Raw genomic sequence first — 18,926 nt, 5'->3', positions numbered from 1 at the left:
GGGCAGCACCGGGCGGGTGGGCAGCGACGGCCGCCTGCAACTGACCGGCGGCGGCGACATGGACATCCGCATCGGCGGCGCGCTCAACCCGTCGCTCGCCGCACGGGCAGGGCAGAGCGGCACCGCCGCCCCGCAGCATGACCTGCAAGGCGCGCTGATCAACCTGCGCGGCGCCGCGCAACTGAGCGGCGGCGCGGTGGGCGGGATCAACCTGCAGTACGGTTCCGCGCCGTTCCAGCAGGATCCGCGCGAGACCCGTCCGTTCGACCTGTTCACCTCGACCCTGGGCAGCGCGTCCGGCGGCCTGGTACTGGTCCCCGGCGACTCCGGCATGCGCATCAACACCCGCGGCGACCTGGTGCTCGGCGGTGCGGCCGATCCGGGCCGGGTGCGCCTGCAGAACTCCACGCCGTTCACCACGGCGGACGGCACCGTGCACGCCGGCGGCGGCCTGAGCGGGTTCTCGCTGTGGACCGACCACACCGCCATCGACCTGTTCTCGGCCGGCAGCAACCTGACGCCGAGCACGCAAATGGCGGAGATCGTCGCCAGCTCGTCGCTGCCGGTGGAGGGCAGCAACAGCTCGCCGACCGACGGGCGCTTCGTGTATCCGTCGGTTCTGCGGGCGGTGGCCGGGCAGGGCTCGATCTACGCAGGTCCCTCGGCGGCCTACGGTGCGGTGGGCGGGGTGTATCCGCTCAAGGGCTATTCGCTGCTGCTGGCGCCTTCGAACGCCGGGCAACTGGAGCTGTTGGCGGGGGATTCGATCTACGCCGGCGGTTATGCGATCAACCGCTCCGGCGCCAGCCTGTCGTCCGTCGCCACGCCGTTCGCCCCGGCGTTCAACGGCTTCGGCGACAACGTCAGCGCCACGCCGGTGATGACCAACCGGGGCAGCGACGGCGTGGCCGCGAACAAGAACGTGCGTTACCCGCTGTTCGCATTCGGCGCCGACACCTATGCGGCTACCGGCGCGGTGCAGGCCCCGGCGCGCTTCTATGCGCTGACCGGGGATCTTGTGGGCGTGCGCAGCGGCGAGACCCTGAGCTTCGACCTGTCCAGGCGCACCTGGTATGAGGCGGCGGGGCCGGTGTGGATGCTGGCGGGCCGCGACATCGTGGCGTCCGGCACCAACCTCGGCCAGCCGACCGCCGTGCCGAGCGATGGCCTGGGACGCGGCACCGAAAGCATCACGTCCACCGGCAACCTGTTCATCCACGGCGATGCGCGGGACGTGTCGCGGGTCTCGGCCGGGCGCGACATTCTCTACAGCAGCTTCGACATCGCCGGCCCAGGCACCCTGGAGGTCAACGCCGGGCGCAACATCCTGATGGAAGACCGCGCCGCGATCACCAGCCTCGGGCCGGTGGCGGTCGGCGACAACCGTCCGGGCGCCAGCGTGGTGCTGCAGGCCGGGGCCGGGGCGCAGGGGCCGGACTACGCGCGGTTCGTCGCCCGCTACCTGGACCGGCAGAACCTGGCCGACCCGAACGTGCCGCTCAGCGCGCAGCCGGGCAAGGTGGCCAAGACGTACCTGGGCGAACTGAACAGCTGGCTCAGCCTGCACTACGGCTTCAGCGGCGGCGAAGCCCAGGCCCTGGCCTTCTTCGCGGCGTTGCCGGCGGCCGAGCAGTCGATCTTCGCCCGCCAGGTGTACTTCGCCGAACTGCGGGCGGGGGGACGTGAGTACAACGACGCCGACGGCCCGCGCAAGGGCAGTTACCTGCGCGGCCGCAACGCCATCGCGGCGCTGTTCCCGAGCACCGACGTGGCCGGCAACCCGATCCGCTACGACGGCGACATCACCTTGTTCGGCGGCGCCGGGGTCAAGACCCTGTTCGGCGGCGGCATCCAGATGCTCACGCCGGGCGGCGGCCAGGTGTTCGGCATCGAAGGCGCGGCGCCGCCGTCCACCGCCGGCATCGTCACCCAGGGCCAGGGCGACATCCAGCTCTACGCCAAAGGCAGCATCCTGCTCGGCCAGAGCCGGATCATGACCACCTTCGGCGGCTCCATCGTCGGCTGGTCGGCCGAAGGCGACATCAACGCCGGCCGGGGCTCGAAGACCACCGTGGTCTACACGCCGCCCAAGCGGGTCTACGACACGTGGGGCAACGTCAGCCTGTCGCCGTCGGTGCCGAGCACAGGCGCAGGGATCGCAACCCTCAACCCCATCGCCGAGGTGGCGCCGGGGGACATCGACCTGATCGCGCCGCTGGGCACCATCGATGCCGGCGAGGCGGGGATCCGGGTGTCGGGCAACGTCAACATCGCCGCCCTGACCGTGGTCAACGCCGCCAACATCGCGGTGCAGGGCAAGGCCAGCGGCGTGCCGGTGGTGGCGTCGGTCAACACCGGGGCGATCACCTCGGCCAGTTCGGCGGCCTCGTCGGCGACCCAGGCGGCCGAAGACGTGGCGCGCCAGCAGCAGGCCGCGGCGCGGCAGAACCAGGCGTCGGTGTTCACCGTGCAGGTGCTGGGCTTCGGCTCCGAGCAATTGGCGCCGACCCGGGAAGGCGCCAGCCGGGCGCCGGCGCCGGGCTACAACCCGGACAGCCCGGTGCAGGTGCTGGGCGCCGGGGTGCTCGACGACCACGCCCGGCAGCAATTGACCGAAGAAGAGCAGCGCCAGCTGACGCTCTAGGACTCTCGTGGCAACACGCTTCGGGCGGCCGTTTGGCCGCCCTTTTTTTTACGCCGGCGCAGGCTCGGGTTCGGCCAGTTGCGCCAGCAGCCACTCGGTGAAGCTGCGGGCCAGGGGATAGCTTTCGCTGTCGCGGTGGGTGAGCAGGGCCCAGTTCGGTCCGCGGATGGTGTCCTCCACCAAGGGCTGCAACAGCCCGTTGGCCTGGGCCTGGCGGCTGAGCAGACGGCTGACCAGGGCGATGCCGAGGCCGCCGCACGCGGCGTCCAGCAGCAGGCCGGGATCGGAGAAGTTCAGCCCCTGGGCCTGCTGGCCGACGTCGATGCCGGACTCCACCGCCCAGTGGCTCCAGTCCATCTCCCGCTCGCCGTGCAGGGTGGTGCGCTGCGCCGGCGGCACGTCCAAAAGGCTCGGGTGGCAGGCCGGGAACAGGCGGTCGGCGTGCAGCACCCGGAAGCTGCACTCGGCCTGGGCGCTGATGTCGTCGCGCACCGCCAGGTCGATGGTCTGGGTGGTCATGTCCGGCACTTCGTCGGTGCTGAAGATCCACAGATCCACCTGCGGATGGCGCCGGCGGAAATCCCCCAGGCGCGGCAGCAGCCAGTGCCGGGCGAAGGCCGGCGTGGTGTTGAGCACCAGTTGGTTGGGCTTCTGGTACTGCCCCAGACGGCGGATGCCCATCGCCAGTTGCTGGAGCATCGCCTGGGTGGTGCTGAGCAGGTCGTGGCCGGCGTCGGTCAGGCTGACGCTGCGCCCGGCGCGGAAGAACAGCGGCTGCTCAAGGTACGCCTCCAGGCTGCGGATCTGCTGGCTGATGGCCGACTGGGTGAGGCTCAGCTCGTCGGCCGCCTTGTGGAAACTGCCCAGCCGGGCGGCCGCTTCGAAGCCGCGCAGGGCGCTGAGCGGTGGCCAGTGTTTGAGCATGATCGATAAGTTCCTCTAATCAGTTGTCCGCTAAATCCATCGTTTGTTTGCCCTTGAAGGCGCCATTAGCATTCACGCCATCACCGCCAAGGCTGTTTTTCACTGAACACAATGGCTTAACACAAAGGGCTTTTTACCATGCAACTGAACAAACACAACAACAGCGGTTGGACGATGCCGGCGGAGTGGGTGCCCCACGCGGCGACGTGGATGGTCTGGCCGCACAACCAGGCGCTGTGGGAGTCGGGCTGGCGCGTGACGCTGGCCCAGGTGCAGGAGGATTTCGCTGGGGTGGCCAACGCCATCGCCCGCTTCGAGCCGGTGAAGATGGTGGTCGACCCATCCGCAGTCGCCAGCGCTCAGGCCCTGTGCGGGCCGAACATCGAACTGATCCCGCTGGCGGTCAACGACAGCTGGTGCCGCGACTCCGGCCCGAGCTTCGTCTGCCACCCGCAGCACGGGTTGGCCGGGGTGAGCTGGCGGTTCAACGCCTGGGGCGGCAAGTCGGCCCACGACCTGGACGAAAGCCTGGCCCGGCGCGTGCTCAACCATCTGGGCGGCGAGTGCTTCGGCACGCCGCTGAGCAACGAGGGCGGCGCGATCCATGTGGACGGCGAGGGCACGTTGATCACCACCGAATCGGTGCTGCTCAACCCCAACCGCAACCCCGGCGTGAGCAAGGCCGAGATGGAAGAGATCTTCGCCCGTCTGCTGGGCGTGACCAAAACCATCTGGCTGCCGGGGGATCCGGACTACGTGACCGGCGACATGACCGACGGCCACGTCGACGGCGTGTGCGCATTCGCCCGTCCCGGCGTGCTGCTGGTGGACGCTACCCATGACCACAGCTCGGTCTACGCCGAAGTGGCGCGGGAGAACCGCCGTGCGCTGGAGCTGGCCACCGACGCGAAGGGCCGCAAGTTCGAGCTGATCGAACTGTTCGAAGCCAGCGACGCCGTGGATCCCGAGGCCGAAGTGTTCTGCGCTTCGTACACCAACTTCTACCTCGCCAACGGCGCGGTGATCATGCCGGCCTACGGCATCGCGGCCGACGATGTGGCGGCGCAGACCCTGGCCCGGGCGTTCCCCGGCCGCGAAGTGGTGCCGGTGCGCATCAACCGTCTGGCCCACGGCGGCGGCGGGGTGCACTGCATCACCCAGCAGCAGCCGGCCTGGCCGCTGGAGGGTTGAGCCATGACGACGCTGTCGATCGCCGCCACGCAAATGCCGTGCAGCTGGGACCTCGCCGCCAACCTTGACCGCGCCGAACGCCTGGTGCGCGAGGCGGCGGCCCAGGGGGCGCAGGTCATCCTGCTGCAAGAGCTGTTCGCCACGCCGTACTTCTGCATCGAACAGCGCCATGAGCATATGGCGCTGGCCGAGGAATACCGCGACAGCCGCGTCCTTGCGCGGTTCGCCGCCCTGGCCCGGGAGCTGGGCGTGGTGCTGCCGCTGAGCTGGTACGAGAAGGCCGGCAACGCGTACTTCAATTCCCTGAGCGTGGCCGATGCCGACGGGCGCTTGCTGGGCGTGTACCGCAAGACCCACATCCCCAACGCCATCGGCTATCAGGAGAAGGAATACTTCAGCCCCGGCGACACCGGTTTCCGGGTCTGGGACACCGCGTTCGGCCGCCTCGGCGTGGGCATCTGCTGGGACCAGTGGTTCCCGGAGACCGCCCGCAGCCTGGCTCTGATGGGGGCCGAGGTGCTGCTGTTCCCGACCGCCATCGGCTCGGAGCCCGGCTGCGCGGACCTGGATTCGCGCGACCACTGGCAGATGACCATGCGCGGCCACGCCGCCGCCAACCTGCTGCCGGTGGTGGCCTCCAACCGGGTGGGCCGGGAAACCGCGACCACCGATGCGGACCTGCAAATGAGCTTTTACGGCTCGTCGTTCATCAGCGACCACAAGGGCAAGCTGCTGGCCGAGGCCGACCGCGACAGCACCGGCGTGCTGGTGCAGACGCTGGACCTTGCGGCCATGCGCGAAGAGCGCTTGAGCTGGGGGATCTACCGCGACCGCCGTCCGGAGATGTACGGCGCGTTGCTCAGCCAGGACGGCCGTCACCTTCACGCACGCTGGAATCCTCAAGGAGTCTGATATGCCTGCACTCACCCAATGGTTGCCCGCCGCGCTGTGCCTGACGTTGGCCTGCGCGCTGCCGGCGGCCCACGCCGAAGACAAGACCCTGCGCCTGTACAACTGGGCCGACTATTTCGCCGAAGACACCCTGAGCCGGTTCACCGCCGAGACCGGGATCAAGGTGATCTACGATGTGATGGACGGCAGCGAAACCCTGGAGGCCAAGATGCTGGCCGGCGGCAGCGGCTACGACCTGATCTTCCCCGGCGACACCGTGGCCGAGCGCCTGATGCGCGCCGGCAGCCTGCTGCCGCTGGATCCGTCGAAAATCACCGCGATGGGGGACGTCGAGCCGGGCCTGCAGAAACTGCGCAGCCGCTACGAGCACTCGAACAAGGCCACCGTGCCCTACACCTGGGGCACCATCGGCCTGACCTACAACGAGCAGCAGATCCGGCAGCGCATGCCCGATGCGCCGGTCAACAGCCTGGACATGCTGTTCAAGCCGGAGCTGGCCGGCAAGTTCGCCGACTGCGGGATCTCGATGATCGACTCGCCCGACGAGGTGCTGGCGGTGGTGCTCAACTACCTGGGCCGCGATCCGCGCAGCGCCAAGCGCGAAGACCTGGCGGCGGCCAGCGACCTGTTGCTCAAGCTGCGGCCGCACATCCGCAAGTTCCAGTCGCAGCCGGTGACCGACCTGGTCAACGGCAACCTGTGCCTGTCGCTGGGCTACAGCGGCGACATGACCCAGGCCCAGCGCACCGCCGACACCGCCGGCAAGGCCAACACCTTCCAGTACCGCGTGCCCCGCGAAGGCACCACGGTGTGGATGGACACCATGGCCATCCCGGTGGACGCCAAGCACCCGGAGTACGCCTACGCATTCATCAATTTCGTGATGCGTCCGGAGAACATGGCCGCCATCAGCAATTTCACCGGCTACCCGACTTCCAACGCCAAGGCTCGGCCCAGTGTGGACGCGGCGATGCGCAACAACCCGGACATCTACCTCGACGACGCGACCTACGCCCGTCTGATCCCGGGCAAGGACATCCCCCAGGCCGACATGCGCGCCCGCATGCGTACCTGGACCAAATTCAAGACCGCCACCGCTCCGTAACTCCATTCATCAGGAACAGCCCCATGCCGACTCGTCGCGAGTTCATCAAACAGGTTTCCGTCGTCGCCGGTGCCGGCGTCGCCTTGGCCGGTCTCGGCCTGCCGTCCTCCGTTGTGCTGGCCGCCGCCGACGGCCGCTGGTTCATGCCCGACGAAGGCGAGCGGCACGAACGGGCCTTCATCGCCTTCGGCGCCCAGGACGCGATCTGGGAAGACTTCACCGAGGACGTGCAAGAGGCCCTCGGCCGCATCGCCCGCACCATCGCCCGCTACGAACCGCTGACGGTCTATTGCCGCCCGGGCGAACGCAGCCTGGCCGAGGAGTTCTGCGGCACCTCCAACGTCACCTACATGACGGCGGCCCTGGACGACATCTGGATGCGCGACATCAGCGCCAACTTCGTCGTCGACGACAAGAACGGACTGGGCGCCGTGGACTTCAATTTCAGCGGCTGGGGCAACAAGCAGCAGCACGCCAAGGACGCGAAGATCGCCCGGCGGGTCGCCGACGAGGCCCAGGCGACCTACATCCGCAGCGAACTGGTGGGCGAGGGCGGCGGTATCGAGGTGGACGGCCACGGCACCGCGATCATGACGGAGAGCTGCTGGGTCAACGCCAACCGCAACCCCGGCTGGAGCCGCGCCGAGGTCGAGGCGGAACTGAAGGCGCGTCTGGGGCTGCGCAAGATCATCTGGCTGCCGGGCATCAAGGGCAAGGACATCACCGATGCCCACGTCGATTTCTATGCGCGCTTCGTCAAGCCCGGCGTGGTGATCGCCAACCTCGACACCGACCCGCAGTCGTACGACCACAAGGTCACCCTGGCGCACCTGGAGATCCTCAAGAAGGCCACCGATGCAGACGGCCGGCCGCTGCAGATCCACACCATGTCGCCGCCGCTCAACCCGCGCAGCAGCAAGTTCAATAAGGGCAACCCGGACTTCGCCGCCGGTTACATCAACTATTTCGTGATCAACGGCGCGGTCATCGCCCCGGAGTTCGGCGACAAGGCGGCCGACAAGCAGGCCCTGGACCTGCTCAGGCAGCTGTATCCGGAGCGCGAGGTGGTGCAGCTCAACATCGACGCCATCGCCGCCGGGGGCGGCGGCATCCATTGCGTGACCAGTCACCAGCCGGCCTGACCCGCGTCAGCGAAAGCGCGGGGGTATCGCCTCGGCGAACGGATAGAAGTCGAACCATGGTTTGGCTTCTTCCAGCACCTGGCGCACGGAGGGGCGCTGCACCAGCCGCTCGAAGTAGTCGCCGAGCCGGCGGTGCTGCGCAGGGAACGCCACCAGCGTGCTGGCATAGAACAGCGCCGGCGCGGCGGCGCAATCGGCCAGGCTGAAGTCCGGGCCGGCGACCCAGGCGCCGGGCGCCAGTTGCCGTTCGAGCATGCCGTATGCCGTGTTCAGCAGGCTGCGCTGGGCGCTCAGGTCGCCGTTGCGGTTCTGTATGCGGTCGCCGACGATCTGCTGCACGGGCGTCTGCACGTACTGATCAAAGAAGCGGTCCCACAGGCGCACCTCAAGGGCCGCCTCCCAGCCGTCGGGAATCAGGCGCGGCCCTGTGCGGTGAACGTGATCCAGGTACTCGATGATCACGCTCGACTCCGGCACGTCGCGCTGGCGGTCGTGGTCGCGGATCACCGGGAACTTGGTCAGCGGCCACAGCGCCTGCAGTTCGGCCCGATCCGCCGGGTCGGACAGGTCGATGATGCGCCTTTCGAACGCGGTGCCGTGCTCGTAGAGCGCGATCAGCACCTTGTGGCAGTACGACGACAACGGATGGTAGTAGAGGGTCAGGGGCATGGTCGGACTCCTTGGGGCAACGCGCCGGTCTTGCCGTACGGCGGCTCAGAACCGCCAGGTCGCGCCGCCGCCGATGATGTGCAGGGCACTGTCCTTGAAGGTGCCGGACAGGGTCGTGCCGGAACGCCGCTTGGTCTGTTCGTCGTCCATGTCGCCGAGCCAGACCAGGGTGTAGGCCAGGTGCACGTCCAGGCCTTCGTCGATCTGATAGTTCACCCCGGTCGCCAGCCGCCAAGTGTCGCCCATCGGGTTGTCGACGGTGCGGTCCTTGTCGTCCACGGCCGAGCTGTCGTAGCCCAGGCCCATGTTCCAGCGCCATTGGCGGGTGGCCTGGTACTGCGCGCCGACGGAGGCGTGCCAGGTGTCCTTGTAGTGCCGGTCCACGGTGCGGTCGACGCCGCCGGCGTTGCTGTCGACCTCCACGCCGATGTTGCCGAAGTCGCTCCAGTCCTGCCAGCCAAGGCTGCCCAGCAGTTTCCATTGCGGGGTCAGGTCATGGGCCACGCTCAGCAGCACGGTCTGCGGCACGTTCATGTCCAGTTCCAGGTCGTCGACATCCAGACGGCGCAGGGCGGCATTGATGATCGGGTTGCTGACGTTGCGCACATGGGGCTTGTCCTTGAACTCCAGCCGCACCTTGCTGGTGTAGGCCAGGCCGATCCGGGTGCGCTCGTCGAGCGTGTAGAGCAGGCCCAGGTTGACCCCCGTGCCGACGTCGGTGTCCTTGTATTCCAGTTGGCCGTCGGGCCGGTCCGCCAGGCCGAGCAGGTTGTTGTCGATGGCCATTTCGGTGCGGTAGTAGCCGTACACGATGCGCGGGCCGATGCCCACCGAGAGCCGGTCGGTGAAACGGTGGGCGACGGTGGGCTGGAACGACACGCCGATCACCGCCGCTTCCTGGGTGAAATAGCGCCCGGCCCAGTCATCGTCGTAGTCCAGGGCCAGGCCGAAGTTGCCGTACATGCCGAAGCCGATGGCCGAGCGGTCGTCGAGCTGGTGGCTGACGAAGAAGCTCGCGCCCGGCAGCCATTGCAGCGCATTGCCGCCTTCGTTGCCGTCGAAGCCGTTGCGGCTGTCGCGGGAGAAGGACAGGTCGCCGAGTATCACTTGGGCGTTGGCGCTGATCTGGGTGCCGGCAAGCTCAGTGATCCCGGCGGGGTTGCTCATCAGCACGCTCGGGTCGCTGGCCAGCGCGGCGGCCCCGGCGTTGGCCAGACCGTTGCCTTCCTGGCCGGCTTCGTAGATCAGGATGCCGCCGGCGACGGCGTCCGTGGCCAGGAGGCCGAACAGCCAGGGCAGGGCACAGAGGCAGGACGCCGGAGCACCGCACACTCGGGTTCCATGCATGCATCGTTCCTCGTGGCGCCGGTGCGCCATCGGTGGCGTTCAAACGGTCAGGTAAAGGTAGACCCTGCGGCCGGGTTGTCGAGCCGCGCCGTCGGCGGCGTGCCCGTCTGACAACCCCGGTGCCTGGACTACGCTGCGATCTGTATGGGTTTCCTCACCCGGTGAACGAAGGAATCGGCGCATGCGCAGGCCGGCGCGGCGGGCTCAGCGGCCGTGGGCAGCGTCGGCGAGCTGACCGGTGTCCACCCGCACGAACACCGAATCGCCGACGGCGGTCAGGGTGTCGCCGGCGTAGACCTCGCAGATGACGCGGGTCTTGCGCCCGACGTCGCCTTCCACCCGGGCCTTGAGCGTCAGCGGCACGCCCATCGGCGTCGGCTTGATGAACTTGAGGCCCAGGTTGCCGGTGACGCAATCGATGCGCGGCAGGCTGCCGGGGTCGCGCCGCTCGTTGCGGTAATGGTAGGCCATGGCCGTCCAGTTGGAGTGGCAGTCCACCAGCATCGCGAGCAGCCCGCCGTACACCAGTTCCGGCCAGCCGCAGTACTTGGCCTCGGGCAGGTGCTCGGCCATGACGTGCACGCCGTCTTTGTGCCAGAAACTCTTGACGTGCAGCCCGTGGGGGTTGCGGCCGCCGCAGCCGTAGCAGACGCCTTCCGGTGCCGCGGTGTCTTGCAGGGAAATGCCGGGGGTGGACATGCCTCGATCTTCCTTAACGTGAGTGTCGAACCGGGCGATTCTAACCCTGATCCGCGCACAAGGACGATCCGCCGTCGCACAGGCTGCGACGGCAGGCAAAAAAAAGCCGCCAGGTCGGCAGCGAAGTGAAGAGCACGCGAGGTGTGGGTTCAGTATGGCGGCCTGAAAATGACAGCGTCATGACAGACGTTGCCCGACCGGCAGCCTGCCCGCGTCATCAGGCTGTCATCGATCCCGGGGCACACTGCGCGCAAACCGGTTTGCGCATCCCGCGCCGGGTGCCCTGAAGGATCCCTCCATGAAAGAAGACGCCTCCCTGTTCGCCGCCATCGACCTGGGTTCGAATGCGTTTCGCATGATGATCGGGCAGTCGCTCCGGCACAGCCGGGGACTCGTCATTCAGGAGGTCAAGACCCTGCGCGAGCCGGTGCGCCTGGCCGAGGGGTTCGACGGCGGCGCGCTGGACGAGATGGCCCTGGACCGCGGTTGGCAGGCCTTGGCCCGGTTCGGCAAGAAACTGCGCGGCTTCGAGGCCGGCCGGGTGCGGGCGGTGGCCACCAGCGCCGTGCGCGAGGCGGACAACGCGCCGCTGTTCCTGGCCAGCGCCGAGCGCCACCTGGGGTTCCCGATCGATGTCATCTCCGGGCACGAAGAGGCCCGGCTGGTGTATGCCGGCGTCGCGCACGCCATCCCTTGCGCCGAGGACATGCGCCTGGTGGTGGACATCGGTGGCGGCTCCACCGAACTGATCCTGGGGCAGGGCACCCGGCCCTTGCTCACCGAAAGCATCGCGGTCGGCAGCGGCACCCTGGGCGCCCGTTACTTCAGCGGGGGCGAGCTGTCTGCGGCGGCGCTGCTGGAGGCCGAGCGGGTGGCGATCCTGCAGTTCGAGAAGGTCGCCCGGCGCTACCGGGCCCAGGGTTGGCAGCAGACCATCGGCTCGTCGGGCACCGCGCGCATGCTGGCCAAGGTGCTCAAGGCCAACCGGCTCAACGACGACGGTTTGGGCGGCATCACCTACGGCGGTTTGCTGCGGCTGTCGCTGCGCCTGCTGGAGGTCAAGAACGTGCGCCAACTGAAGCTGGCCGGGCTGCAGCCCCATCGGCACGGCATCCTGCCCGGCGGGCTGGCGGTGATGTTGGCCGCCTTCAAGGTGTTCGGCATCGCGCGGATGATGCCGTCGGAACCCGGCCTGCGCCTGGGCGTGCTGCACGGCCTGATGTCCCGCCACTGACCGCGCAGGCGGCAATGGCCGGATCGGCGCAACGGCTCCATACTCCATCGGCTGTTGATCTTTCCGACATCACGCGGGTGAAGAGAGGAGCACGACCATGGGCAACAAACCGACGATCATTCTGGTGCACGGGTTCTGGGGCGGCGCTGCGCACTGGGGCAAGGTCATCATCGAGCTCGCAGGCAAGGGCTACACGGACCTTCACGCGGTGGAGATGCCGCTGACCTCGCTGGCCGACGACGCCGAGCGCACCCGCAAGATGATCGCGCAGCAGAGCGGGCCGGTGCTGCTGGTCGGCCACTCCTACGGCGGCGCGGTGATCACCGAGGCGGGCAACCGGCCGAATGTCGTCGGCCTGGTCTACATCGCCGCGTTCGCGCCGGATGCCGGCGAGAGCCCCGGCGGCCTGACCCAGCAGCACCTGCCCGCCGCTGCGCCGAACCTGGCGCCGGACAGCGACGGCTACCTGTGGCTCAAGGCCGACAAGTTCCACGAGAGCTTCTGCCAGGATCTGAGCGCCGAGGAAGGGCTGGTCATGGCCGTCACCCAGAAGGCGCCGGTGGCCAGCACCTTCGGCGATGCGATCAGCGTGCCGGCGTGGCGCAGCAAGCCGTCCTGGTATCAGATTTCCAGCCAGGACCGCATGATCCATCCGGACAATCAGGCGTTCATGTCGTCCCGGCTCGGGGCCAGGAAGGTCATCACGCTGGACGCCAGCCATGCTTCGCTGGCGTCGCGGGCCGCCGAGGTGGCCGCCCTGATCGACGAGGCGGCCAGCGCGGGCTGAGTGCCGGCGGCAAAAGGCCCTCGGGCGGTCAGCCGGCCTCGGGGTCTTCGGCGACGGCCGGCGGCGCGAGGGGCGTCGCCTGGTAGACCAGCAGTTGCCACTGCTCGCCGGTCTTTTGCCATGCCGTGAGCGTGCGGTTGTGCAGGTGCTTCCTGACGCCGCACGAGGTGACCGTGGCGTCCAGTTCGCCGAACGCGATGGCAAGTTCGCCGACCCGGGTCACCTTGTCGATCTGGTGGGTGAGGGCGTGATAGACGAATTGCTTGGCGCGGCATTTCCCCAGATAGCTCTTGAGGTCGTCGACGGCGCCGCTGGCGTGGATGTACGTCAGGTCGGGGTGGAACAGGTGGCTGAAAATGTCCAGATGGCCGCCGAGCATGGCGGCGCTGCGCTGGGCGTCGCAGGTGCGGATCACCAGGTCGATCTGATCGTTATGCGCCATCGCCTGATCTCCGTGCCGCCGTCACGATGATTTCAATGAGCAGTTTGCCGCCCAGGTCCACGCCGTAGCAGGCCCGCTGTGGCCAGTGCTGCGGATCCTCGCCGAGCCAGCGGGCCCAGAGTCCGTCGACGAGGGGCTTGTCGCGCATGTCCGCCAGCAGCACCTGGGCCGACAGCATCCGCGAAGGGTGCGATCCGAGTTGTTCGAGGTTGGCGCTCAGGGCCGCCAGTGCCTGTTCGGTCTGGCCGGCAATGTCCAGGGCGGTGTCCGGCGAGGTCGCCACGGTCCAGACGAGGTCGGCGTATGCGCTGGAACGGCTACGCCCTGCGTGGCCGCTTGGGACGCGTTCAATGTTGTGCATGGGAGCTTCATCCAGGTTGAAGGGGGCGGAAGCCGGCGTCGGCCGGCCTCCGTGGAGCGCGGTCAGACCGGTTGGGTGGCCTCTTCGGCGGCGATGGCGGCCTGCACGCTCGGGCGTGCTTCGATCCGGTTCATGAACGACGCCAGTTCCGTCCAGTTCTTGATGTCGATGTTGAAGAACGGCAGCCACTTGAGCACGGTGAACAGGTAGGCGTCGGCCAGGCCGAAGGCGCCCAGCAGGTAGTCCTTGTTCACCAGTCCGCGGTTGAGGTAGTCCAGGCGCTTGAACAGCTTCTGGCGGAAGATTTCCTTGACCGGTTCCGGCAGGTCGCCGTTGAACAGCGGGGCGCTGCCGCCGTGGATTTCCGAGGTGATGAAGTTCAGCAGTTCCTGCAGGCGGGTGCGCGCCCAGGTGCCGTTGGCCGGCGCCAGCGTGTTGCCGGGCACCAGGTCCGCCAGGTACTGGACGATCGCCGGGCCTTCGGTCAGCACTTCGCCGTTGTCCAGCACCAGGGCCGCGACGTAGCCCTTGGGGTTGATGTCACGGAAATCGCGGCCGTCGGCGGTGTCCTTGGTCTTGTTGTTGACCCGGATCAGCTCGAACGGCAGGCCCAGTTCGCGCAGCACGATGTGAGGCGACAGGGAGCAAGTCATCGGGGCAAAGTACAGTTTCATGGTCTCTCCTCATAGGCGGGCAACGGTTGCCCGGGCGTGTGGCCGTTCCGGCTCCGGAACGGCTGTGAACCTTGTTCCAGACATAGTGGTGGCATGTCATCGTTCGGTAAAATTACGATCCTATGCACCCATCATTAGGTGCCCTTATGGTCGTTCAGGCGACTTTCGCTTCCGTACTGCGAACCGTCATCGGGATGTTGCTGGCCAGGGTCGACTTGCGGATCTCGTTGAGGAACGCCTGGGCCGAAGGGGTGCGTTCGCCGGACGGCGAGCAGACCAGGCCGAACTCGCGGTAGATCGGCTTGCTCAGTTCGAAGACCCGCATGCCGCGGCGATCCACCGGCAGGGTCGAGGCCGGCACGATGGAAATGCCCATGCCTTCGCTGATCAGCGCGAACGCCGTGGTCCAGTCGCGCACGCTGATCTTGATGTCCTTGAGCTTCAGGCCCTCGCGCTCGACCAGCGACTGGCCGTTGAGGTGGCAGCCGCCGGTCGCGAGGATGAAGGGTTCGTCCACCAGGTCCTTGAGCGCCACGGTGCTGGCCGAGGACCGGCGGGCCAGGTCGTGGGTCGCCGGCACGGCCGCCACCCAGGAGTCGCGCCCCAGCAGCACCGCGCCGCGCGAAGGGCAGGGGTTCATCACCACGCCCAGGTCGACGCTGCTGTTGGCCAGCCACTGCTCGACCTCTTCGTCCGTGCCTTCCAGCGACACGATCTCGATGCCCGGGTGCAGCCGGCTGAAGCTCTGCAGCAACGGCGGCAGCAGGTTGGCGAACACGGAAGGGAAACTGGCCAGCTTGATCCGCCCCAGATGGCAACCGCGCGAAGCGTCCACCAGGTTCTGGATCGACTCGAACTCGGCCAGCATGCGCCGGGCGCGGTCGATGATTTGCTGACCGATGGCGGTGGCGCTGGTCTGTCGGCGGTCACGCACGAACACTTTGACCCCCAGGGCCTCTTCCATTTGGGTCAGGGCCTGGCTGGCCCCGGACTGGGTGATGCCGTACCGCTCGGCGGCGCGGGAAACGTTCTCGGCGTCGGCCACGGCGACCAGCAGGCGCCAATGCATCAGGTTCATCATTTCAGTAGCTCCTCTTATGTTCGGGTAATCGATTTCTAATTTTACGAAGGGTCTGCGCAGCCTCAGGATCGGTTCCCGAATACACAGTGAGGTGTCGCAAAGTGCACAAAACCCGGTCAATGGAAGTGACGGTCGGCCCCGCCTCGGCAGTCCCGGTGCTGGTGAGCGTGGCCTTGAGTTCGTTCATGGTTGCGTTGGATGTCACCGCGCTCAACGTGGCGCTGCCGAGCATCGGCCGTGACCTGGCGGCGGGCATGGACCGCCTGCAATGGATCGCCGGGGCCTACACCCTGGTGTTCGCCAGCCTGCTGCTGTCCGCCGGTGCGCTGAGCGACCGGCTGGGGGCCTGGCGCGTGTTCATGTCGGCGTTGCTGGTGTTCACCTTGTCGTCGGTGGCCTGCGGCCTGGCGCAAGGGGTGGCGGCGCTGATCGCCGCCCGGGCCGTGCAGGGCATCGGCGCGGCGTTGATGCTGCCCAGCTCCATGGCCTTGCTGGTCGAGGCCTACCCGGATACGGGACGGCGCGCCAAGGCAGTGGCGTTGTGGGGCGGGATCTCGGCCACCGCGCTGGTCGCCGGGCCCTTGTTGGGCGGCGCGCTGGTGGAGCTGTTCGACTGGCGTTCGATCTTCTTTCTGAACGTGCCGTTCTGCCTGATTGCGCTGGCGGGCTGCGCGATGCGCCCCAGCCGCCTGAGCGTGCAGCCGCGTTCGCTCGACTGGCCGGGGCAACTGCTGTCGGCGCTGGCGCTGGTGTCGCTGGTGTTCGCCCTGATCGAAGGGCCGGTGCTGGGCTGGGGCACCCGTTGGGTGGCCGGTGCGCTGCTGGCGGCGCTCGTGTCGGCCGTCGCCTTCATCGTGTCGCAGCAGCGCCGGCCGGAACCGATGTTGCCGCTCAATCTGTTCGCGTCCCGGACGTTCTCCGCCGCCATCGGCGCCGGCTTCCTGCAGACCCTGGCCTACTACGGCAGCCTGTTCGCGCTGCCGTTCGCGTTGCAGGCCCAGGGCCGCACGCCGGTGGAGGTCGGTGTGGCGATGATCCCGATGACCGTCGCGACCGGCGTGATGGCCAGCCTGTCCGGGCGCCTGTCCAATGCCTTCGGCGCGCGCAGCGTCGGGGCGGCGGGGATGCTCTGCGGATCGCTCGGGGCGGCGTCTCTGGCGCTGTACGGAATGGACCGGATCGGCCTGGCGCTAGGCGGGCTGTTGATCGGCCTCGGCGGCGCGACCTTGCCGGTGATCGTCGGCGCGTGCCTGGCCAGTGTGCCCAGCGGCAAGGTCGGGGTCGGCTCCGGGGTGCTCAACGCCGCGCGCCAGTGCGGCGGAGTGACCGGCATCGCCCTGCTCGGGGCCACCCTGGACGGGCCGGGCCGGGCGGGTGCGGCGTTGTCGATCATCGCCCTGGCGTTTCTGGCGGCGGGGCTGTTGACGGTGTTGCGCTTGTACACCGTGGAAGTCGACACGGTGAGTGAATGCTGACCGGCGAGCCGAGGCGCGCCGGAGGGTATTGCAATGAAACAACGTCGCGCCGCCTGCCCCGAAGGTTTCAGGCAGGCGACGGCAACGTTGCGGTTAACGGGTCAGATTGTGAAAGAGCGTTCGGCACGGGCGACGCCGGGGATCAACCCCAGCGCCGCACCGTGCCGCTGTCCAGGCCAAGCAGATCGAGCATCCGGCCCACCGTGTGGTCCACCATCTCATCGATGGACTGCGGACGGGCATAGAAGGCCGGCACCGGCGGCATCAGCACGCCGCCCATTTCGCAGACCTGGGCCATGCTGCGCAGGTGGCCCAGGTGCAGCGGCGTTTCGCGCACCATCAGAATCAACGGGCGGCGTTCCTTGAGGGTCACGTCGGCGGCGCGGCTGAGCAGGCTGCCGGTGATGCCGCTGGCGATCTCCGACAGGCTCTTGACCGAGCAAGGCGTCACCACCATCCCCAGGGTCTTGAACGAGCCGCTGGAAATCGACGCGCCGATGTCCGCCGGGTCGTGCACGAAGCTGGCCAGGGCCTTGACGTCCGCCACTTTCAGGTCGGTCTCGTGGGCCAGGGTGACCTGGGCCGAACGGGTCATGATCAGGTGGGTCTCGATTTCGAGCTCGCGCAGCAGCGTCAGCGTGCGTACACCATAGACCACGCCGCTGGCGCCGCTGATGCCCACCACGATGCGCCGTTGCCCGTTACTCATGGGCGTCCACCGTCGTATCGAAGGCCGTGATCGCCGGAACCTCGCCCGGCAGGCCGAGCTCACTCCAGCGTTCGCGCACGCGCTCGTAGACCGACGGGCGCAGCAGCGTGCGGGTCGGGAAGTTGCGGATGTCGCGGTAGTCCTTGCAGGCGTTGATCAACGCCTTGGAGCCGAAGAAACGCTTGGACGGCGGGTTCTGCGCCGGATCCAGCGGCGAGCCGCGGGTGTTGCGCAGGATGTCGATGTCGTCGCTGGGCGTGGCCCGGGTGGCCATGGCCCACAGCACCTGGTTCATGTCGGTGGGGTCGACGTCTTCGTCCACGGCCACGATCCATTTGGTGATGTAGGCGCCGCCCGGCACCTGGCCGGCCAGCGCCAGCGCCTGGGCGGCGTGCCCGGCGTATTTCTGCTCCAGGCTGATGACGATCATGCCGAAGGCCCCGGCGGCGGCCGGCGGGCAGTACACGCCCTTGATCCCCTGGATGCCCAGCTTGTCCAGGTCGTTCCAGATCTTGGCCGAGCGGATCGTGGAGAAGAACGCGCTTTGCTCGTTCGAGGGGAAGTCGGCCATCAGTGCGTTGGTCAGGATCGGCCGGGTGCGGTAATGCAGGGCGGTCACCTCGATCAGCGGGCAGTCGATGTCCTTGTAGCCGTAGTAGCCGGTGAACTCGCCGAAAGGGCCTTCCTCACGGGTGGAGCCGGGGCGGATGACGCCTTCGATGACGATCTCCGCCGCGGCGGGAATCAGCAGGTCCGAGTGTCTGGCCTTCACCACTTCGATGGGCTTGCCCTTGATGCCGCCGGCGAAGTCGTACTCGGACATGCCCGGCGGCAGCGACTGCGAACCGACCACCATCATCAGCGGGTCGATGCCCCAGGCGGCTGCGACGGGCAGCGCCTGGCCCTTGGCCCAAGCCTGGTGGATGTGGCGCAACGCGTCCTTGCCCGGCGCCAGCGACAGGCCGACTTCACGCGGGCCCTGGATCATCATCCGGTAGGTGCCGACGTTCAGGTAGCCCGACTCCAGGTCGCGGGTGAACACCGCGTCGGCGGTGCCGGCGTAGGCGCCGCCGTCCCTGGGCCAATGCTTGGGGATGGGCAGGCGGGTCAGGTCGATGTCGTTGCCGGTGAGGGTGTTCTGGTAGATCGGCGCCTGTTCCTCCGACACCTCCAGCGGGGCGATGCTGTGCCGCAGCTTGTCCTTGGTGCGCCGGATCAGTTCCATGGTCGGCGTGTGCGGCGGCTCTTCCAGGGTGATGGCAGTGCGCGCGACGCTGGGGCCGAAGATGTTCCACAGGTGACGCAGGCCCAGGGGCGAGTCGGGCTGGTCGAACAGCACGGCGGGGGAGGCGGGTTGGCGGGCGACCAGGTAGGTGATGGCGCTCATTTCTTCGAGGGGGTCGACGGCTTCCGAGACGGTCTGCAGTTCGTCGATCCGCTCGGCGCGGGCCAGCCAGTCTCGAAGGTCGGCAACCGGTTCAATCAATTCTTTCATCATCAATGTCCGCAGGAACGGAAAAAAAACGGCGG

Annotated in this window: 18 protein-coding genes; 8 read left to right on the top strand and 10 right to left on the bottom strand. The window is 68.0% G+C overall.

The window, feature by feature from the left end:
* The coding region (locus CAG33_RS19565) for a filamentous haemagglutinin family protein (protein ID WP_176247783.1) at positions 1-2,644 on the top strand (2,644 nt) is incomplete at its 5' end.
* A 48-nt stretch (positions 2,645-2,692) separates the two neighbouring features.
* Here the strand turns inward: CAG33_RS19565 and CAG33_RS19560 are convergent.
* On the bottom strand, positions 2,693-3,568 hold the full coding sequence (locus tag CAG33_RS19560) for a LysR substrate-binding domain-containing protein (protein WP_085582260.1): 876 nt from the start codon (positions 3,566-3,568) through the stop codon (positions 2,693-2,695).
* A 138-nt stretch (positions 3,569-3,706) separates the two neighbouring features.
* On the opposite strand from CAG33_RS19560, the gene CAG33_RS19555 reads away from it, so the two are divergent.
* Genes CAG33_RS19555 through CAG33_RS19540 form a run of 4 tightly spaced genes read left to right on the top strand, consistent with a single transcriptional unit; the run spans position 3,707 to position 7,918 of the window.
* Positions 3,707-4,759 carry an agmatine/peptidylarginine deiminase gene (locus CAG33_RS19555; RefSeq protein WP_085640188.1) on the top strand — a complete coding sequence of 351 codons (1,053 nt, stop codon included), beginning with the start codon at positions 3,707-3,709 and terminating at the stop codon, positions 4,757-4,759.
* Positions 4,760-4,762: 3 nt separating this feature from the next.
* On the top strand, positions 4,763-5,671 hold the full coding sequence (gene aguB / locus CAG33_RS19550) for an N-carbamoylputrescine amidase (RefSeq protein WP_085640185.1): 909 nt from the start codon (positions 4,763-4,765) through the stop codon (positions 5,669-5,671).
* Between the two features lies 1 nt (position 5,672).
* Positions 5,673-6,776: an extracellular solute-binding protein gene (locus tag CAG33_RS19545; protein ID WP_085582266.1), complete on the top strand. Its 1,104-nt coding sequence runs from the start codon at positions 5,673-5,675 to the stop codon at positions 6,774-6,776.
* 23 nt (positions 6,777-6,799) lie between these two features.
* Positions 6,800-7,918, top strand: coding sequence for an agmatine/peptidylarginine deiminase (locus CAG33_RS19540; RefSeq protein ID WP_085640182.1), 1,119 nt, complete (start codon positions 6,800-6,802; stop codon positions 7,916-7,918).
* Between the two features lie 6 nt (positions 7,919-7,924).
* On the opposite strand, the gene CAG33_RS19535 is transcribed toward CAG33_RS19540, so the two are convergent.
* The 3 genes from CAG33_RS19535 to CAG33_RS19525 all read right to left on the bottom strand — a co-directional run bounded on the left by CAG33_RS19535 (position 7,925) and on the right by CAG33_RS19525 (position 10,633).
* Positions 7,925-8,587: a glutathione S-transferase family protein gene (locus tag CAG33_RS19535; protein ID WP_085582270.1), complete on the bottom strand. Its 663-nt coding sequence runs from the start codon at positions 8,585-8,587 to the stop codon at positions 7,925-7,927.
* Between the two features lie 45 nt (positions 8,588-8,632).
* Entirely contained in the window at positions 8,633-9,934 is a 1,302-nt protein-coding gene (locus CAG33_RS19530; RefSeq protein WP_085640177.1) for an OmpP1/FadL family transporter, read from the bottom strand.
* Between the two features lie 204 nt (positions 9,935-10,138).
* Positions 10,139-10,633, bottom strand: a complete 495-nt coding sequence (locus CAG33_RS19525; protein ID WP_085640174.1) for a PaaI family thioesterase — start codon at positions 10,631-10,633, stop codon at positions 10,139-10,141.
* Positions 10,634-10,931: 298 nt separating this feature from the next.
* Between CAG33_RS19525 and CAG33_RS19520 the strand changes: the two genes are divergently transcribed.
* Together CAG33_RS19520 and CAG33_RS19515 are read left to right on the top strand one after the other, a co-directional pair.
* Positions 10,932-11,867 carry a phosphatase gene (locus CAG33_RS19520; protein ID WP_085640171.1) on the top strand — a complete coding sequence of 312 codons (936 nt, stop codon included), beginning with the start codon at positions 10,932-10,934 and terminating at the stop codon, positions 11,865-11,867.
* Between the two features lie 97 nt (positions 11,868-11,964).
* Positions 11,965-12,654 carry an alpha/beta hydrolase gene (locus CAG33_RS19515; RefSeq protein WP_085640168.1) on the top strand — a complete coding sequence of 230 codons (690 nt, stop codon included), beginning with the start codon at positions 11,965-11,967 and terminating at the stop codon, positions 12,652-12,654.
* A gap of 28 nt (positions 12,655-12,682) precedes the next feature.
* Here the strand turns inward: CAG33_RS19515 and CAG33_RS19510 are convergent, their stop codons facing one another.
* The 4 genes from CAG33_RS19510 to CAG33_RS19495 form a co-directional block, all read right to left on the bottom strand.
* Complete coding sequence (locus tag CAG33_RS19510) at positions 12,683-13,096, bottom strand: nuclear transport factor 2 family protein (RefSeq protein WP_085582279.1); 414 nt, start codon at positions 13,094-13,096, stop codon at positions 12,683-12,685.
* On the bottom strand, positions 13,086-13,457 hold the full coding sequence (locus CAG33_RS19505; RefSeq protein WP_085582281.1) for a Rid family hydrolase: 372 nt from the start codon (positions 13,455-13,457) through the stop codon (positions 13,086-13,088). Before CAG33_RS19505 ends, CAG33_RS19510 begins: the two co-directional genes overlap by 11 nt.
* 62 nt (positions 13,458-13,519) lie before the next feature.
* Positions 13,520-14,131, bottom strand: a complete 612-nt coding sequence (gstA, locus tag CAG33_RS19500; RefSeq protein ID WP_085582283.1) for a glutathione transferase GstA — start codon at positions 14,129-14,131, stop codon at positions 13,520-13,522.
* 154 nt (positions 14,132-14,285) lie between these two features.
* Entirely contained in the window at positions 14,286-15,212 is a 927-nt protein-coding gene (locus CAG33_RS19495) for a LysR family transcriptional regulator (RefSeq protein ID WP_170930036.1), read from the bottom strand.
* A 101-nt stretch (positions 15,213-15,313) separates the two neighbouring features.
* On the opposite strand from CAG33_RS19495, the gene CAG33_RS19490 reads away from it, so the two are divergent.
* Entirely contained in the window at positions 15,314-16,687 is a 1,374-nt protein-coding gene (locus tag CAG33_RS19490) for an MFS transporter (protein ID WP_139831480.1), read from the top strand.
* A 142-nt stretch (positions 16,688-16,829) separates the two neighbouring features.
* Here CAG33_RS19490 and CAG33_RS19485 read toward each other — a convergent pair whose 3' ends face one another.
* Complete coding sequence (locus CAG33_RS19485) at positions 16,830-17,396, bottom strand: UbiX family flavin prenyltransferase (protein WP_085640165.1); 567 nt, start codon at positions 17,394-17,396, stop codon at positions 16,830-16,832.
* Positions 17,389-18,891: a UbiD family decarboxylase gene (locus tag CAG33_RS19480; protein ID WP_218189702.1), complete on the bottom strand. Its 1,503-nt coding sequence runs from the start codon at positions 18,889-18,891 to the stop codon at positions 17,389-17,391. The genes CAG33_RS19485 and CAG33_RS19480 overlap by 8 nt, the downstream gene beginning before the upstream one ends.
* Positions 18,892-18,926: the final 35 nt, after the last annotated feature.

Source organism: Pseudomonas sp. B3(2017) (assembly GCF_002113595.1).
GTDB lineage: Bacteria > Pseudomonadota > Gammaproteobacteria > Pseudomonadales > Pseudomonadaceae > Aquipseudomonas > Aquipseudomonas ekonensis.
This window is presented reverse-complemented; position numbering and strand designations above follow the sequence as displayed.

Bases quoted from the DNA above. Each gene is read 5' to 3' on its own strand.
- CAG33_RS19510 (WP_085582279.1), bottom strand. From the start codon at position 13,096: ATGGCGCATAACGATCAGATCGACCTGGTGATCCGCACCTGCGACGCC.
- gstA (WP_085582283.1), bottom strand. From the start codon at position 14,131: ATGAAACTGTACTTTGCCCCGATGACTTGCTCCCTGTCGCCTCACATC.
- CAG33_RS19515 (WP_085640168.1), top strand. From the start codon at position 11,965: ATGGGCAACAAACCGACGATCATTCTGGTGCACGGGTTCTGGGGCGGC.
- CAG33_RS19485 (WP_085640165.1), bottom strand. From the start codon at position 17,396: ATGAGTAACGGGCAACGGCGCATCGTGGTGGGCATCAGCGGCGCCAGC.
- CAG33_RS19525 (WP_085640174.1), bottom strand. From the start codon at position 10,633: ATGTCCACCCCCGGCATTTCCCTGCAAGACACCGCGGCACCGGAAGGC.
- CAG33_RS19555 (WP_085640188.1), top strand. From the start codon at position 3,707: ATGCAACTGAACAAACACAACAACAGCGGTTGGACGATGCCGGCGGAG.
- CAG33_RS19560 (WP_085582260.1), bottom strand. From the start codon at position 3,568: ATGCTCAAACACTGGCCACCGCTCAGCGCCCTGCGCGGCTTCGAAGCG.
- CAG33_RS19535 (WP_085582270.1), bottom strand. From the start codon at position 8,587: ATGCCCCTGACCCTCTACTACCATCCGTTGTCGTCGTACTGCCACAAG.
- CAG33_RS19505 (WP_085582281.1), bottom strand. From the start codon at position 13,457: ATGCACAACATTGAACGCGTCCCAAGCGGCCACGCAGGGCGTAGCCGT.
- CAG33_RS19545 (WP_085582266.1), top strand. From the start codon at position 5,673: ATGCCTGCACTCACCCAATGGTTGCCCGCCGCGCTGTGCCTGACGTTG.
- CAG33_RS19480 (WP_218189702.1), bottom strand. From the start codon at position 18,891: ATGAAAGAATTGATTGAACCGGTTGCCGACCTTCGAGACTGGCTGGCC.
- CAG33_RS19495 (WP_170930036.1), bottom strand. From the start codon at position 15,212: ATGATGAACCTGATGCATTGGCGCCTGCTGGTCGCCGTGGCCGACGCC.
- aguB (WP_085640185.1), top strand. From the start codon at position 4,763: ATGACGACGCTGTCGATCGCCGCCACGCAAATGCCGTGCAGCTGGGAC.
- CAG33_RS19530 (WP_085640177.1), bottom strand. From the start codon at position 9,934: ATGCATGGAACCCGAGTGTGCGGTGCTCCGGCGTCCTGCCTCTGTGCC.
- CAG33_RS19520 (WP_085640171.1), top strand. From the start codon at position 10,932: ATGAAAGAAGACGCCTCCCTGTTCGCCGCCATCGACCTGGGTTCGAAT.
- CAG33_RS19540 (WP_085640182.1), top strand. From the start codon at position 6,800: ATGCCGACTCGTCGCGAGTTCATCAAACAGGTTTCCGTCGTCGCCGGT.